Raw genomic sequence first — 15,317 nt, forward strand, 5'->3', positions numbered from 1 at the left:
ACCGAAGTGACCGACCCGCGCACCGCGCTCGACGAGCCCCAGACGCTGTCGGACCGCACCATCGATCCTGCGATCATCGCGCCCGGCGCCATCATGACGCCGCCTGCGACAGTAGACATCGTCACGGCCCGCGACGAGGCGCGGGCGGCCCGCCGCGGCATCCGTCAGCTGTTGCCGCGCATGTCGCTCAAGCTCGCGATCGGCCTGGTGATCGTGGTCGGCATCGTGCTCTTCGCGATCATCGCGCCGATCTTCGCGCAGGATCCTCGCGACTCCGACAATCCGGCCCTGCAGCCGCCCAGCCCGGAGCACATCCTCGGCACGACCAAACTCGGCTACGACGTCTTCGCGCAACTGGCCACGGGCGCGCAGGGCTCGCTCATGGTGGGGTTCATCGCCGGCTTCATCGCGCTCGTGCTGTCACTGGTCTTCGGCATCGTCGCCGGCTACAAGGGCGGCTGGTGGGACGAGATCCTGTCGCTGTTCACGAACATCATGCTGGTGATCCCCGGGCTCCCCCTCGTCATGGTGATCTCGAGTTACATGCCCGTGCGCAACTGGCTCTTCATCGCGCTCGTCCTCGGCATCACCGGATGGGCGGGCTCCGCCGTCGTGCTGCGTGCCCAGTCACGCTCGCTGCGCTCGCGCGACTACGTGGCAGCGAGCCGCGTCGCGGGCGAGAAGACCGGCCGCATCATCGCGGTCGAGATCCTCCCCAACCTGCTGCCGCTGCTGACAGCGCAGTTCCTCTTCGCGATCATCTTCGCGATCCTCGGCGAGGCGGGCCTGTCGTACCTGGGGCTCGGGCCGACGGGCTCGATCACCTGGGGCACGATGCTCAACGACGCGCAGAGCGGGCAGGCGCTCGGGACCGGGGCATGGTGGTGGTTCGTGCCGCCGGGCCTCATGATCGCCCTCCTCGGTGCGGGCCTGTCGCTCATCAACTTCTCGATCGACGAGATCATCAACCCGAAGCTGCGTCTCGCCCCGCAGAACGCCCGCCGCGTGCGTCAGGCCAAGCGCGCCGGGCGCGGCGTCGACACCGCGCACACCCTGAACGGAGGAGAGGCATGACCGGCGACGCCGTGCTGACCGCGACCAACGTGTCGATCGAGTACGAGGTCGACCCGCCGGTGAAGGCGGTGCGCAACGTGTCGCTGACCCTCAACCGCGGCGAGATCCTCGGACTCGCGGGGGAGTCGGGATGCGGCAAGACCACCCTCGCGTACGGCATGAACCGGCTGCTCAAGCCGCCGGCACTCATGACGGCCGGCGAGGTCGTGTTCCACGACCGTTCGGGTGAGGACATCAACGTCGTCGCGCTCGCCGACGAGGAGCTGCGTCGGTTCCGGTGGGACAAGGTGTCGATGGTGTTCCAGGGCGCGATGAACTCGCTGAACCCGGTCATCAACATCCGCGCCCAGTTGTTCGATGTGTTCACGACGCACCGTCCGGATATGTCGAAGCGGCAGAAGCAGCAGCGCAGCGAGGAGCTCCTGGAGCTCGTCGGGGTCGACCCGAAGCGGCTGTCGAGCTTCCCGCACGAGCTGTCCGGCGGCATGCGCCAGCGCGTCATGATCGCGATGGCCCTCGCGCTGGACCCCCAGGTGATGATCATGGACGAGCCGACGACGGCACTCGACGTCGTCGTGCAGCGCGGCATCATCCGCGAGATCATGCGGCTGCGCGAGAAGCTCGGGTTCGCGGTCATCTTCATCACGCACGACCTGCCGATGCTGATCGAGATCTCGGACCGCATCGCGGTGATGCTGCAGGGCGAGATCGTCGAGCTGGGCACGGCGACCGAGGTGTACCGCACTCCGCAGCACGAGTACACGCAGAAGCTGCTGTCGAGCTTCCCCAGCCTGCGGGGTGAACGGGGCGACTTCGTGCGCACCGGTTCGCAGTCCGTGTCGGCGACGCTCGGGCCGAGGGCCTCTCTCGAAGGAGGTGCGGCATGACCGCCGCGTCCACCGCGTCCGCGCCGCGCACGTTGGAGGCACGCAACCTCGTGAAGGACTTCCGGCTGCGCAGCGGCCTGTCCTTCTCGACCCTGCATGCCGTGAAGGACGTCTCGTTCACCCTGGAGGCGGGCCGCACGATCGCGCTCGTAGGGGAGTCGGGTTCGGGCAAGTCCACGATCGCGAAGATGCTGGCGCATCTGGAGACGCCCACGAGCGGGCAGATCCTGCTCGACGGCAAACCCGCCGGCCGCGGGGGCCGTCATGCGGCCGCGTACCGCGGTGACGTGCAGATGGTGTTCCAGGACCCCTTCGCGTCGCTGAACCCGTTCCACTCGATCGCCCACCATCTGGAGCGGCCGCTGAAGATCCACAACCCGGGGATCGGGCGCGCCGAGCTGCGAAGGCGAGTGCTGGAGCTGCTGGACCGGGTGCGGCTCGTCCCCAGCGACCGGATGGCCGAACGGCGCCCGCACGAGCTCTCGGGCGGGCAGCGGCAGCGCGTCGCGATCGCTCGGGCGCTGGCCCCGGGCGCGCAGTTCATCATCGCCGACGAGCCGGTGTCGATGCTCGACGTGTCGATCCGCCTGGGCGTGCTGAACCTCCTCGCCCAGCTGCAGCGTGAGGACCACCTCGGTGTCCTCTACATCACGCACGACCTGGCCACCGCGCGCCATTTCTCGGACGAGATCCTCGTGATGTACCACGGCGACATCGTCGAGCGCGGCCCGGCGGATCGCGTCATCCTCGAGCCGCAGCACGAGTACACCCGCACCCTGCTGGGTGCCGCGCCTGATCCCGAGAACCAGGGGATGCTGCGCGACGAGGTGCGGAGGGAGCTCACCGGGCAGCAGCCCTGACCCCGCGGGTCGCGGTCGTCTCCCAGGCTCGGTGCGTAGCCTGGCGAGACGCTCCGGACGTGCGGAAGGGATGGGCATGATCGTCGTCGACGTGCTGATCGTGCTGATCCTCGTCGGCGCCTTGATCGCCGGCATCCATCGCGGCTTCTTCGCGAGCATCGGAACGCTCGCGGGCCTCGCGGCGGGAGCAGTGGCGGCGTTCTGGCTGACGCCGCTGGTGAGCACATGGGTGCCGTCGCCGCTGTGGCGCGGCCCAGCGGTGCTCGTGACCGCACTCGGCCTGGTGGCTCTCGGCGCCGCGGCGGGCGCGGCGCTCGGCTCCGTGCTGCGGTCCGGTGCCGACCGCCTCAAGCTCGGCGGCCTGGAGCGCGCACTCGGCGGCGTGGCCTCGGTGGTGGCTGCAGGGCTGGCGCTCGCGCTGGTCGGACCGGCGATCGCGGTCGCCGGCATCCCGGTGGTGTCGTCCGCCGTCGCGTCGTCCACGGTGCTGCGAGGGATTGAGGCGGCGACGCCCGATCCGGTGGCCGCAGCGCTCGCCGAGCTGCGCGGTGCGGTGCTCGACGACGGACTGCCCGGACTCGGCACGCTGCTCGCACCGGGCACCGTCGAACCCGCCCCGCCGGTCGCCCTCGACGATCCGGCGCTGGAGACCGCTGCGGCTTCCGTGGCCCGCGTGTCGGGGAACGCGTATGCGTGCGGCCGGGGCTCCAGCGGCACGGGCTTCGTGATCGCCGCCGACCGCGTGGTCACGAACGCGCACGTCGTCGCGGGTGTCGACACGCCCATCGTGGAACTGCCGGGCGTGCCCGCGCGCGAGGGGCGCATCGTGTACTTCGACCCGACCGACGATCTCGCCGTGATCGCCGTCGAGGACCTCGACGCACGGCCGCTTCCCTTCTCGCCGACGCTCGCGGCGGGCGATGCCGCCGTCGTGCAGGGCTACCCGTACGGCGGTCCGTTCACGATGGTGTCGGCGGGAGTGCGCTCGGTGGGCACTGCGAGCGTGCCCGACGTGTACGACTCGTCGTGGAGCCCTCGCGAGATCTATGCCCTCGACGCCGAGGTGCGCCCCGGCAACTCGGGCGGACCGCTGCTCACCGCCGACGGGTCGGTGGCCGGCGTCGTGTTCGCACGCGCCGAGAACGACCCAGAGGTCGGGTACGCGATGACGATGGCCGAACTGACGCCGGTGGCGGCGCAGGCGTCGTCGTTCACCGACACCGTCTCGTCGGGCCGCTGCACCGACTGACAGCCGCAGATCGCCGCACACCGTCGATCCGCGCCGCGCCCGGTATGCTGGCACGGCAAGTCAACACACGGCCCACAACCCGGGCGGGAGAGCCTCGGCAGCGCGATCGCCGAGCACCGAAGGAGCAAGCCTCCCCGCCAATCTCTCAGGTACGCGTACCGTTCGGGCAGGCCGACTCTGAAAAGCGATTTCGAGCGAAGCAAGAAATCGGGTTGAGGTAAGGCGCGCCAGCGCCGCATCGAAACCTCTCACGTGAGACAACCGCTACGCGTCTCCACGTGATCGCTCGCGAATCCGCCGACGGTGAAAGTCCGCACCCCTCGGGGCCGGGCGAAGCTCTCAGGCTCATGACAGAGGGGGAGTTCACAGGCGTCGCCAGGCGCCTGCCCGCCCACGACCGGGAGAACTCGATGACCGACCTTCGCACCACCGCCCTGCACGACCGCCACGAGGCGCTCGGCGCCTCCTTCACCGACTTCGGCGGCTGGCTCATGCCGGTGCGCTACACGTCCGACCTCGCCGAGCACCACGCGGTGCGCACCGCGGCAGGCCTGTTCGACATCTCGCACATGGCCGAGTTCGAGGTGACGGGGCCGGAGTCGGGCGCCTTCCTCGACTACGCGCTCGCCGGCGCGATCTCGCCGATGCGCAGCGGCAAGGCGAAGTACTCGCTCGTGCTCGCCGAGTCCGGCGGCATCGTCGACGACGTGATCGCCTACCGCCTGGCCGACGACCGATTCCTGGTGATCGCGAACGCCGGGAACCGGGAAGCCGTCGCCGCGGCGTTCACCGAGCGCGTCACCGGGTTCGACACCGAGGTCGTCGACAGCACCGACGCCTACTCGCTCATCGCCGTTCAGGGCCCGATCGCCCGTGCGGTGGTCGAGGCGACCGCGGGCATCGCCGACGTGCAGCCGGCTCTGGCCGACCTCGGCTACTACGCCTGGGCGGCGGGGACGTTCGAGGCCGCGCCGCTGTTCGTCGCCCGCACCGGATACACCGGCGAGGACGGTTTCGAGCTGCTGGTCCGCAACGAGGCCGCTCCCGCGCTGTGGGACGCCCTCACCGCTGCCGGTGCGCCGCTCGGCCTCGTCCCCGCCGGCCTCGCCGCGCGCGACACGCTGCGACTGGAGGCGGGGATGCCGCTGTACGGCCACGAGCTGTCGCTCGACATCGTCCCGGCCCAGGCAGGTCTCGGCCGCGTCGTCGCCGCCGACAAGCCCGACTTCGTGGGCAAGACCGCGCTGGCCGCCGTCGTCGCTCCCGACGCGCCCGTCCTCGTCGGACTCGTCGCCGAGGGGCGCCGCGCCGGACGCGCGGGCTACGCCGTGCTGAACGAGGCAGGCGACACGGTGGGAGAGATCACCAGCGGCGCGCTCAGCCCGACGCTCGGGCATCCCATCGCCATGGCGCTCGTCGCACCCGCCTCGAGCGGCCTCGACACCGCGCTCTTCATCGATGTGCGCGGCACCCGCATCCCCGCGACCGTCGCCGCCCTGCCGTTCTACCAGCGCGCCCGCTGAACCATCCACCGGAGGAACACATGACCGACCTGACCGCCCTCAAGTACACAGCCGAGCACGAGTGGGTCGCCCTGGACGGCGACACCGCGACCGTCGGCATCACCGAGTACGCCGCCGACAAGCTCGGCGACGTCGTGTTCGTCGAGCTGCCGGCCGTCGGCACCGCGGTGACCGCTGCCACCGTCGTCGGCGAGATCGAGTCGACCAAGTCGGTCGGCGAGCTCTACGCGCCGCTGACCGGCGAGGTCGTCGCGGTCAACGACGCCGTGGTGGACGACCCGTCGCTCGTGAACACCGACCCGTTCGGCGCCGGCTGGCTCGTCAGGATCACGGTGGACCCGGCGGCGGTCGAGGGCCTTCTCGACCGCGACGCGTACATCTCGCTCACGGGCGGCGCCGAATGACGGAGCTGTTCGCCGACCGTCACATCGGGACGGATGCCGCCGCCCAGCGCACGATGCTCGACGCCCTCGGCTACGCCACCGTCGACGCCCTCGTCGAGGCGGCGGTGCCGGCATCCATCCACGCGAAGCCGCGCGCCACGAGCGACATCCCGCCGGCCGCGACCGAGGCCGAGGCACTCGCCGAGCTACGCGCACTGGCATCGCAGAACCGGGTCGCACGCCCGATGATCGGGCTGGGGTACTCCGACACGTTCACGCCGTCGGTGATCGCGCGCAACGTGCTCGAGAACCCGTCCTGGTACACCGCCTACACGCCGTACCAGCCCGAGATCTCGCAGGGGCGTCTGGAGGCGCTCATCAACTTCCAGACGATGGTGACCGACCTCACCGGGCTCGCGACCGCCAACGCGTCGATGCTCGACGAGGCGACCGCCGTCGTCGAGGGGATGCTGGTCGCCCGGCGCGGCTCGAAGTCCGCGTCGAACGTGTTCGTGGTCGACGCCGACGCGCTGCCGCAGACGCGCGCGCTCCTCGCGCACCGTGCCGCCGCCGTCGGCATCGAGCTCGTCGAGCTCGACCTCGCGCACGGCGCGACGCTCCCCGACGAGCACTTCGGCGTCCTCGTGCAGTACCCCGGGGCTTCGGGTCGCGTGTGGGACCCGTCAGGAGTGGTGGATGCCGCGCACGTGGCCGGCGGGCTGGTCGTGGTCGCGGCCGATCTGCTGGCGCTCACGCTGCTGCGCTCGCCGGGCTCGCTCGGCGCCGACGTCGCCGTGGGCACGACGCAGCGCTTCGGCGTGCCGCTCGGCTTCGGCGGGCCGCACGCCGGCTACATGGCCGTGCGTCAGGGTCTGGAGCGCCAGTTGCCCGGCCGTCTCGTCGGGGTCTCGCAGGATGCCGCCGGCCACCCCGCGTACCGCCTCGCGCTGCAGACGCGCGAGCAGCACATCCGCCGGGAGAAGGCCACATCCAACATCTGCACCTCTCAGGTGCTGCTGGCCGTCATGGCCTCGATGTACGCCGTCTACCACGGGCCCGACGGCCTGCGCGCGATCGCGACCGACGTCGCGAAGAAGGCCGAGGCGCTCGCCGGACGCCTGCGCGAGTACGGGCTGTCACTGCGCGCGGACGCCTTCTTCGACACGATCCGCGTGGCGACCCCCGGGCCGTCGCGCCGCGTGATCGAGCGCGCCCGCACGCGCGGATACCAGCTGGCGTGGATCGACGACGCCACGGTCGGCGTCTCGGTCGACGAGACCACGACCGCCGACGACCTCGCCGCCGTGGCGTGGGCGTTCGGCCTGCCCGAGGGCGAGTTCTCCGGTGCGGGTGAGCAGGGCGAACGCGAACTGTCCTACGCGGATGCCGCGCCGCTGGCCGCAGTGCCCGCAGAGCTGCACCGCGTCGAGGCGTTCCTGACGCACCCGGTGTTCAACGCGCACCGCTCCGAGACCGCCATGATGCGCTACCTCAAGCAGCTGTCGGACCGCGACTACGCGCTGGACCGCGGCATGATCCCGCTCGGCTCGTGCACCATGAAGCTCAACGCGGCGACCGAGATGGCGGCGGTGTCGTGGCCGGAGTTCTCGCGCGTGCACCCGTTCGCGCCCGAGGACGACGTACGCGGCTACCTCGCGATGATCGAGCAGCTCGAGGTCTGGCTGGCAGAGGTCACCGGCTATGACGCCGTGTCGCTGCAGCCGAACGCAGGTTCGCAGGGAGAACTGGCGGGCCTGATGGCGATCCGCGGTTATCACCGTGCCAACGGCGACTTCCAGCGCACGGTGTGCCTCATTCCGTCGTCGGCGCACGGCACGAACGCGGCCTCCGCCGTGCTGGCGGGCATGCGCGTCGTCGTGGTCGCCTGTGACGACGCCGGCAACGTCGACCTCGACGACCTGCGCGCCAAGATCGCCGCGCACGCCGACGAACTGGCGGCCTTGATGATCACGTACCCGTCCACGCACGGCGTGTACGAGCACGACGTGCTCGACATCACGCAAGCCGTGCACGACGCGGGCGGTCAGGTGTACGTCGACGGCGCGAACCTCAATGCGCTGCTCGGCTACGCGCGCTTCGGCGATCTGGGCGGCGACGTCTCGCACCTGAACCTGCACAAGACGTTCGCGATCCCGCACGGCGGTGGCGGGCCCGGCGTGGGACCCGTCGCGGCGAAGGCGCATCTGGCGCCGTACCTCCCGAGCCACCCGTTCTCGCAGCGCCGGGACCACCCGGGCGGCGTGTTCGACGGCGGGCCGATCTCGGCCGCCCCGCACGGCTCGGCGGGCATCCTGCCGATCTCATGGGCGTACGTGCGCATGATGGGCGCGGAGGGGCTGCGCCGCGCCACCGCGGCGGCGGTGCTGTCGGCCAACTACATCGCGTTCCGCCTGCGCGATCACTACCCGGTGCTGTACGCGGGGGAAGCGGGGCTGGTCGCGCACGAGTGCATCCTCGACCTGCGTCCGCTGAAGGAGGCCACCGGGGTCACCGTCGACGACGTCGCGAAGCGGCTCATCGACTACGGCTTCCACGCGCCGACGATGTCGTTCCCGGTCGCGGGCACCCTGATGGTCGAACCGACCGAGTCCGAGGACCTGGGCGAGATCGAGCGCTTCATCGAGGCCATGATCGCGATCAGGGCCGAGGCCGACCGCGTCGCGGCGGGGGAGTGGCCGCAGGCCGACAACCCGCTCGTGAACGCCCCGCACACGGCCGAATCGGTCGTCGCAGGGGAGTGGGACCACCCGTACTCGCGCGAGACTGCGGTGTACCCCGTCCACGCCCTCGTGCGCACGAAGTACTGGCCTCCGGTGCGCCGCATCGACCAGGCCTACGGCGACCGCAACCTCGTGTGCGCGTGCCCGCCGATCGAGGCCTTCGCCTGACACGCTGCGAGGACGGGATGCCGGTGCCCCCGGCATCCCGTCCTCTCAGTTCGTCGGCGTCGGCGTCGGCATGGGCACGGGAGCGAACACGCCGGGCCAGAGCGCGGCCGCGAGCGGGTAGCCGACGAAGGCGACGATGTCGAGGATCGTGTGGGCGATCACGAGTGGCATGACACGCCCCCAGCGGCGGTAGCACCAGCCGAAGACGACGCCCATCACGACGTTGCCGACGATCGCGCCGAAGCCCTGGTAGGCGTGATAGGCGCCGCGCAGCGCCGCGGCCGAGAGGATGATCGTCCAGTCGCTCCAGCCGAGCCTGCGCAGGCGGTCGAACAGGTAGCCGATGAAGATGACCTCTTCGGTGAGACCGGCCCGCAGCGCCGAGAGCACCAGCAGCGGGATCGTCCACCAGGCGGCATCCAGCGGCGAGGCGACGACCGCGACGGTGATGCCGAGTGCGCGCCCGGCCGCGTAGAGGCCGAGCCCGGGGAGCCCGATCACGGCGGCGAGCACGACGCCGCGCCACAGGTCGCCCCCGAAGCGGGTGAAGTCCAGGCCGACGCGGCGCAGCGCGTTGCTGCCCGGCTCCCAGAGCAGATAGACCACGAGCGCCACGAGAGCGAGCGCGAAGAACACCGCGAGCAGCTGGTAGACGACGTCCCACACCGCCTGCGCGTCGCGCGACGGGTTCACCTGCGTCTGCTGCGAGCCCAGCGGAACGGGCGCCAGGAGCTTGCGCACGAGCGAGAGGACGGAGTACAGCGCGGACTGGCCGACGGTGACCGCCAGGACGATCCAGATCTCCCAGGTGATCCGGCGGCGCTGATACCGAGTGCTGGGGGACAGGGTACTCGATACCACACTGTCGGAGGGTGGGAAAGAGGGGGTCACCTTGTCAGATTGTCACACTTCGCGTCGATTGAGTTAAGGCTCTGTAACGTTTTGGCCGATCGTTTTGACCATCTCACCAGCGATGCTTATCGTTTTCCCATCCGCGCGCCCGTCCGGCCTCCGCTAGACGCGCGCGCACAAACCCTGCACAGGAGGAACAGTGAGAATGAAGCGCATCTCGGCTGCGGTGGCACTCACCGCAGTCGGCGCACTGGCGATCTCGGGTTGCGCCGCCGGCAACGGCGGCGACAACAGCTCGGGCGACGACTCCGGTCTCGTCGAGGGCTCGTCGATCACGGCGGCGTGGAACCAGGCGTTCTACTCGATGAACGGCAACACCTCGTTCGGCAACGCCACGGCGAACAACAACATCAACTACCTCGTCCTCGACGGCTTCAACTACTACGACAACACCCCGAAGCTCATCGAGAACAAGTCGTTCGGCTCGTACGAGAAGCTCTCGGACGACCCGCTGACGATCAAGTACACGATCGCCGACGGCGTCAAGTGGTCCGACGGTGTCGACGTCGACGCGTCCGACCTCCTGCTGAACTGGGCCGCGGTCTCGCGGTCGCTCGACACGCCGGACTTCGACCCGACCCAGTACCAGGACGCCGAGACCGGTGAGTTCACGGGCGACCTCCCCACGGACGTCGTGTACTTCGACTCCGGTGCCACGCCGGACGCGGGCCTCGGCCTCGTCTCGCAGACCCCCGAGGTCAGCGAGGACGGCAAGTCGATCACCCTCGTGTACGACGCCCCGTACGTGGACTGGGAGCTCGCCTTCCCGAGCCCGCTGCCGGCGCACATCATCGGTGAGAAGGCCCTCAACCTCGACGACGCCAAGAAGGCCAAGGACGCCGTCGTGTCGGCGATCCAGGACAACGACGCCGCGGCCCTTGCGCCGATCTCGTCGTTCTGGAACTCGGGCTTCAACTTCACCGAGATGCCTGACGACGCCGACCTCGTCACGGCCAGCGGTCCGTACATGATCACCGACTTCGTCGCTGACCAGTACGTGACGCTGAAGGCGAACCCCGAGTACAAGGGTGACAACACCCCGAACATCGAGGAGATCACCATCCGCTTCATCCCGGACCCGCTCGCCGCGGTCCAGGCTCTGCAGAACGGTGAAGTCGACGTCATCTCGCCCCAGGCCACGGCCGACATCAAGACGGCGCTCGACGCGGTCGACGGCATCACCGTCAAGACCGGTCTCGAGGGCACGTACGAGCACGTCGACCTGCAGTTCGACCAGGGCAAGAACACCCAGAACATCTTCTCGAACGCGAAGGCTCGCGAGGCATTCCTCAAGACGATCCCGCGCCAGGAGATCCTGGACACGCTGATCAAGCCGATCTCGGGCGACGACGCGACCCTGCGCAGCTCGCAGATCTTCGTGCCGGGCGCCGAGGGCTACGACGAGTCCGTGAAGAACAACGGCTCCGACGCGTTCGCCGAGGTCGACATCGAGGGCGCCAAGGCGCTGCTGGCCGAGTCGGGCATCACCGACACCTCGGTCTGCATCCTCTACGCGTCGAACAACCCCCGTCGTGTCAACGAGTTCGCCCTGATCCAGCAGTCCGCTGCGCAGGCCGGCTTCAACGTCACCGACTGCGGTTCCGAGAAGTGGGGCGGCCTCCTGGGCACCCCGGGTGCCTACGACGCGTCGCTCTTCGGGTGGCAGTCGACCAGCCTCGGTGTGACCAGCTCCGGCCCGACGTTCCAGACCGGCGCCATCAACAACATGAACTTCTACTCGAACGCTGAGCTCGACGACCTCGTCGGCCAGCTGAACGTGGAGTTCGACGCCGACAAGCAGATCGAGCTGCAGCAGCAGATGGACAAGATCCTGTGGAACGACTTCTACGGTGTCACCATCTTCCAGTTCCCGGGCGTCACCGCCTTCAGCGACCGTGTGGAGGGCATCGACCCGTCGATCCTCGCTCCCACGATCTTCTGGAACGCGTGGGACTGGGCCGTCACCGACTCGGGAGAGTAACAGTCACGCGGTAGTCACCGTGCTTCGGCACTGACCACCGAGGTGGGGTGCAGGTCCCCCTGGGGGACCTGCACCTCGCCGCGTTACACTCCTCTCAGCGGCGGGCACGAGGTCGGCAGCACGCCGGCTCCTGCCCCTGCTGATTCATCGATTGGCAGGCGGCCACAACATGGCTTCATTCATCATTCGGCGATTGATCGCATCGATCTTCGTGCTCTTCGCCGCGACATTCCTGATGTATCTGCTGGTGGCTTACTCGGGTGATCCCCTTGAAGACCTCCGGCTGAGCAACGCTCCTAACAAGGAGTCCCTCATCGAGGCGCGCACCAAGCTCCTCAACCTCGACGTCCCTCCGCCGCTGCGCTACTTCCTGTGGCTCGGCGGCATCTTCCGCGGCGACTTCGGCATCTCCATCCAGAACCAGCCCGTGAACGCCCTCCTGGGCAACGCGATCACGTCGACGCTGACGCTGGTCACGACCGCGACCGTCGTCGCGATGGTCCTGGGAATCACCGTCGGCATCGTGTCGGCGCTGCGCCAGTACACCGGGTTCGACTACAGCGTGACGCTCATCGCGTTCCTGTTCTTCTCGCTCCCGATCTTCTGGGTCGCCGTGCTCCTCAAGCAGTACGGCGCGATCCAGCTGAACGACTGGCTGGGTGATCCGACGATCTCCATACCCGTGATCATCGGCTTGTCGGTCGTGTCGGGCCTGCTGTGGATGTCGATCCTCGGCGGCAGATGGCGCAAGCGCCTCACCGTCTTCGCGATCGCGGCGGTGGCCACCGCTGCAGTGCTGACGTTCCTGTCGGCGACGCAGTGGTTCGCGGACCCGAGCATCGGCATCGTGGTCTACGCGTTCCTCGCCCTCGGCATCGCCGTCGGCGTGACCGCGATCTCCACGGGCCTGCGCAACCGCAAGGCGCTGTACGCGTCGCTGATCGTCGCGGTGATCGGCATCGCGCTGTACTTCCCGATGATGAACTACATCCTCAACGGGATGACGCTGTGGTTCTTCCTGCTGCTGGCCGTGATCGCGGTCGTCGTCAGCGGGGCGATCGGCTGGTTCATGGGCGCGCCCGACCGCGGGCCGGTCGTGCGGACCACGGCGATCGTCGGGTTCTTCGTCGCCGCCTTCATCGCGCTCGACAAGTACATGTCGTATTGGCACGCGTATGCGAACTCCAGTCGGGTCCGCGGGCGTCCGATCGCCACGGTCGGCTCGTCCACGCCGGGCCTCGGGGGCAACTTCTGGGTGCAGGGCATCGACCTGTACACCCACCTGCTGCTGCCGACGATCGCGATCGTCCTGATCTCGTTCGCGAGCTACACCCGCTACTCGCGGGCGAGCCTGCTCGAGGTCATGAACCAGGACTACATCCGCACCGCGCGTTCCAAGGGCCTCACCGAGCGCACCGTCGTCGTCCGTCACGCCTTCCGCAACGCGCTGATCCCGATCACCACGATCATCGCGTTCGACGTAGGCGCCCTCATCGGCGGCGCGGTCATCACCGAGACGGTGTTCGGCTGGGTCGGTATGGGCCGTCTGTTCGTGACGGCACTCGGAATGCACGACCCCAACCCGGTCATGGCGTTCTTCGTGGTGACAGGCACGCTCGCGGTCATCTTCAACCTCATCGCGGACCTCGTCTATGCGGCCCTCGACCCGAGAATCAAGGTGGGCTGACATGAACACTTCCCTCACTGAACAGCCCGGCACCGAGACACAGGCACTGGCCGAGATCTCGATCGAGCAGAAAGAGACCGAGGGTCTCAGCCAGGGTCAGATCGTCCGTCGCCGGTTCTTCCGGCACCGTGGCGCGCTGATCTCGATGATCGTGCTCGCGTTCATCATCATCCTGGCGTTCACGTCGGTGGGCGTCGCGCTATGGGGCATCCGCATCCCGGGCTGGTGGCAGTACTCGTGGGAGGAGATCCCGCCGAAGGTCAACAACGGCGCGCCCACGATGAGCCTGTGGCCGCTGCAGTTCGGCGACCACCCGTTCGGACAGGACGAGGTCGGCCGTGACATCTTCGCGGTCGTCATGCGCGGCACCCAGCAGTCGATCATGGTCATGGTGATCGTGGGCGTCGTGGCGACGCTCCTCGGCGTCCTCGTCGGCGCGACCGCCGGCTACTACGGCAAGTGGACCGACTCGGTGCTCATGCGGTTCACCGACATCATCATCACGATCCCGCTGATCGTGATCGGCTCGGTGCTCGGCTTCGCGCTGGGCAGCCTGGGTGCGGCCCTGCTGGGCGTGGTGATCGGCTTCTTCGCCTGGACCACGATGGCCCGCCTCGTCCGCGGTGAGTTCCTCACGCTGCGAGAGCGCGAATTCGTCGACGCCGCCCGTGTGTCGGGGGCGCGTGACCGCCGGATCATCTTCCGCCACATCCTGCCGAATGCGGTGGGCATCATCGTCGTGAATGCGACGCTGCTGATGGCGGGAGCGATCCTGCTCGAGTCGGCGCTGAGCTTCCTCGGGTTCGGCGTGCAGTCGCCCGACACGTCGCTCGGCAAGATCATCTCCGAGAACCAGGCCGCGTTCTCCACGCGTCCGTGGCTGTTCTGGTGGCCGGGTCTGTTCATCATCGCGATCGCCTTGTGCGTCAACTTCATCGGCGACGGTCTGCGCGACGCGTTCGACCCGCGCCAGAAGAAGATGCCGAGCGAGCGTGCGATGGCCCGTGCCGGCCGTGCGAGCGGACCTCTCGTCCCGAGCGTCGACACGACGCCCGCGACGACAGGTGACACGCACATGGTCGACGTGGGGATCCAGACCGCGTACTCCGGCGACACGATCGTCAATTTCAACGATCCGCGCCGCGAAGAACCGGGCGACGTCCAGCACGAACCGCTCGATCCGGAGCGGTGACGACGGTGCTTGTTCTGCCGGCAGCGCCAGGGCTAGACCAGCAGACCGATCGTGGTCGCCGCGGCCAGCGCCGCGACGACCACGATCGTCGCCCAGTGCCACGTCACGGTGGCGGCCTCCGGGTCGACGCCGCTGGCGAAGGCTCCGGCATCCCGCAGCCGCTCCCAGTGGCCGCGGATCAGCTGGGCGAGATTGCCGGTCGGTACCGACATGGCATCGGCAGGTCGCAGGCCACCCGCCTCGCCGCGGGCGGATCCGCTCACTCCGTCGAAGTCCTTCGGGGCGAGACCGAGTGTGCGGTGACGCCCCGGCGACGGCGCCGCCCACACCTGAACGCGGCCCTCGGCGGTGTGCAGGGTGAGCGAGTAGCGCGTATCGATGGAGACGATCGACGGCCACGGCACGAAGTGCGTGCGCAGCACGTTCTCGACCGTGATGCCGTGCTCCTGGACCCGCAGGCTCGGACGCCAGAACAGCGCCCAGGCCACGACGGCGACGAGGATGATCGGCCACACGAAGCGCAACGCGGCGGCGGGGTCCGACCAGAACAGCCCGACGGCGCCGAGGGCGCACACGACGATGGTCACGATGGCGAGGACGCGGCCGAAGACCGGCCGGTAGAAGACCTCCTGGAACGACATGACTTCAAGCTTTGCAGAT

General features: G+C 69.0%; 12 protein-coding genes and 1 riboswitch. Of the genes, 10 read left to right on the forward strand and 2 right to left on the reverse strand.

Features of this window, described 5'->3' with window-relative positions:
* Nucleotides 1-6: 6 nt before the first annotated feature.
* The 7 genes from ABEA46_RS04100 to gcvP all read left to right on the forward strand — a co-directional run bounded on the left by ABEA46_RS04100 (nt 7) and on the right by gcvP (nt 8,885).
* On the forward strand, nt 7-1,074 hold the full coding sequence (locus ABEA46_RS04100) for an ABC transporter permease (protein WP_345543081.1): 1,068 nt from the start codon (nt 7-9) through the stop codon (nt 1,072-1,074).
* Nucleotides 1,071-1,961, forward strand: a complete 891-nt coding sequence (locus ABEA46_RS04105; RefSeq protein WP_345543082.1) for an ABC transporter ATP-binding protein — start codon at nt 1,071-1,073, stop codon at nt 1,959-1,961. The genes ABEA46_RS04100 and ABEA46_RS04105 overlap by 4 nt, the downstream gene beginning before the upstream one ends.
* Nucleotides 1,958-2,821 (forward strand): ABC transporter ATP-binding protein, encoded by an 864-nt coding sequence (locus tag ABEA46_RS04110; protein WP_345543083.1) that lies wholly within the window; start codon nt 1,958-1,960, stop codon nt 2,819-2,821. Before ABEA46_RS04105 ends, ABEA46_RS04110 begins: the two co-directional genes overlap by 4 nt.
* 76 nt (nt 2,822-2,897) lie before the next feature.
* A complete protein-coding gene (locus ABEA46_RS04115; RefSeq protein ID WP_345543084.1) occupies nt 2,898-4,070 on the forward strand; it encodes a MarP family serine protease in 1,173 nt (390 codons plus the stop codon).
* 74 nt (nt 4,071-4,144) lie between these two features.
* A riboswitch (glycine riboswitch) is annotated at nt 4,145-4,241 on the forward strand.
* Nucleotides 4,242-4,480: 239 nt separating this feature from the next.
* On the forward strand, nt 4,481-5,593 hold the full coding sequence (gene gcvT, locus ABEA46_RS04120) for a glycine cleavage system aminomethyltransferase GcvT (RefSeq protein ID WP_345543085.1): 1,113 nt from the start codon (nt 4,481-4,483) through the stop codon (nt 5,591-5,593).
* A 20-nt stretch (nt 5,594-5,613) separates the two neighbouring features.
* The gene (gene gcvH / locus ABEA46_RS04125; protein ID WP_345543086.1) at nt 5,614-5,997 is read left to right on the forward strand and encodes a glycine cleavage system protein GcvH; all 384 of its coding nucleotides are present in this window, start codon (nt 5,614-5,616) and stop codon (nt 5,995-5,997) included.
* Nucleotides 5,994-8,885: an aminomethyl-transferring glycine dehydrogenase gene (gene gcvP / locus ABEA46_RS04130; protein WP_345543087.1), complete on the forward strand. Its 2,892-nt coding sequence runs from the start codon at nt 5,994-5,996 to the stop codon at nt 8,883-8,885. The genes gcvH and gcvP overlap by 4 nt, the downstream gene beginning before the upstream one ends.
* A 45-nt stretch (nt 8,886-8,930) precedes the next feature.
* On the opposite strand, the gene ABEA46_RS04135 is transcribed toward gcvP, so the two are convergent.
* Nucleotides 8,931-9,746 carry a CPBP family intramembrane glutamic endopeptidase gene (locus ABEA46_RS04135; RefSeq protein WP_345543088.1) on the reverse strand — a complete coding sequence of 272 codons (816 nt, stop codon included), beginning with the start codon at nt 9,744-9,746 and terminating at the stop codon, nt 8,931-8,933.
* A 196-nt stretch (nt 9,747-9,942) separates the two neighbouring features.
* Between ABEA46_RS04135 and ABEA46_RS04140 the strand changes: the two genes are divergently transcribed.
* The 3 genes from ABEA46_RS04140 to ABEA46_RS04150 all read left to right on the forward strand — a co-directional run bounded on the left by ABEA46_RS04140 (nt 9,943) and on the right by ABEA46_RS04150 (nt 14,657).
* Nucleotides 9,943-11,778: an ABC transporter family substrate-binding protein gene (locus tag ABEA46_RS04140; RefSeq protein WP_345543089.1), complete on the forward strand. Its 1,836-nt coding sequence runs from the start codon at nt 9,943-9,945 to the stop codon at nt 11,776-11,778.
* A gap of 169 nt (nt 11,779-11,947) precedes the next feature.
* Complete coding sequence (locus ABEA46_RS04145; RefSeq protein ID WP_345543090.1) at nt 11,948-13,465, forward strand: ABC transporter permease; 1,518 nt, start codon at nt 11,948-11,950, stop codon at nt 13,463-13,465.
* Nucleotide 13,466: 1 nt separating this feature from the next.
* Nucleotides 13,467-14,657, forward strand: a complete 1,191-nt coding sequence (locus tag ABEA46_RS04150) for an ABC transporter permease (RefSeq protein WP_345543091.1) — start codon at nt 13,467-13,469, stop codon at nt 14,655-14,657.
* A 32-nt stretch (nt 14,658-14,689) separates the two neighbouring features.
* Here ABEA46_RS04150 and ABEA46_RS04155 read toward each other — a convergent pair whose 3' ends face one another.
* Entirely contained in the window at nt 14,690-15,298 is a 609-nt protein-coding gene (locus tag ABEA46_RS04155) for a PH domain-containing protein (RefSeq protein ID WP_345543092.1), read from the reverse strand.
* Nucleotides 15,299-15,317 lie beyond the last annotated feature (19 nt).

The sequence above is a fragment of the Microbacterium jejuense genome (genome assembly GCF_039544225.1).
In the GTDB taxonomy this organism is placed as follows: domain Bacteria; phylum Actinomycetota; class Actinomycetes; order Actinomycetales; family Microbacteriaceae; genus Microbacterium; species Microbacterium jejuense.

Excerpts from the sequence above, each read along its gene's own strand:
- ABEA46_RS04105 (WP_345543082.1), top strand. The coding sequence starts at position 1,071 with ATGACCGGCGACGCCGTGCTGACCGCGACCAACGTGTCGATCGAGTAC.
- ABEA46_RS04110 (WP_345543083.1), top strand. The coding sequence starts at position 1,958 with ATGACCGCCGCGTCCACCGCGTCCGCGCCGCGCACGTTGGAGGCACGC.
- ABEA46_RS04115 (WP_345543084.1), top strand. The coding sequence starts at position 2,898 with ATGATCGTCGTCGACGTGCTGATCGTGCTGATCCTCGTCGGCGCCTTG.
- gcvT (WP_345543085.1), top strand. The coding sequence starts at position 4,481 with ATGACCGACCTTCGCACCACCGCCCTGCACGACCGCCACGAGGCGCTC.
- gcvH (WP_345543086.1), top strand. The coding sequence starts at position 5,614 with ATGACCGACCTGACCGCCCTCAAGTACACAGCCGAGCACGAGTGGGTC.
- gcvP (WP_345543087.1), top strand. The coding sequence starts at position 5,994 with ATGACGGAGCTGTTCGCCGACCGTCACATCGGGACGGATGCCGCCGCC.
- ABEA46_RS04140 (WP_345543089.1), top strand. The coding sequence starts at position 9,943 with ATGAAGCGCATCTCGGCTGCGGTGGCACTCACCGCAGTCGGCGCACTG.
- ABEA46_RS04145 (WP_345543090.1), top strand. The coding sequence starts at position 11,948 with ATGGCTTCATTCATCATTCGGCGATTGATCGCATCGATCTTCGTGCTC.
- ABEA46_RS04150 (WP_345543091.1), top strand. The coding sequence starts at position 13,467 with ATGAACACTTCCCTCACTGAACAGCCCGGCACCGAGACACAGGCACTG.
- ABEA46_RS04155 (WP_345543092.1), bottom strand. The coding sequence starts at position 15,298 with ATGTCGTTCCAGGAGGTCTTCTACCGGCCGGTCTTCGGCCGCGTCCTC.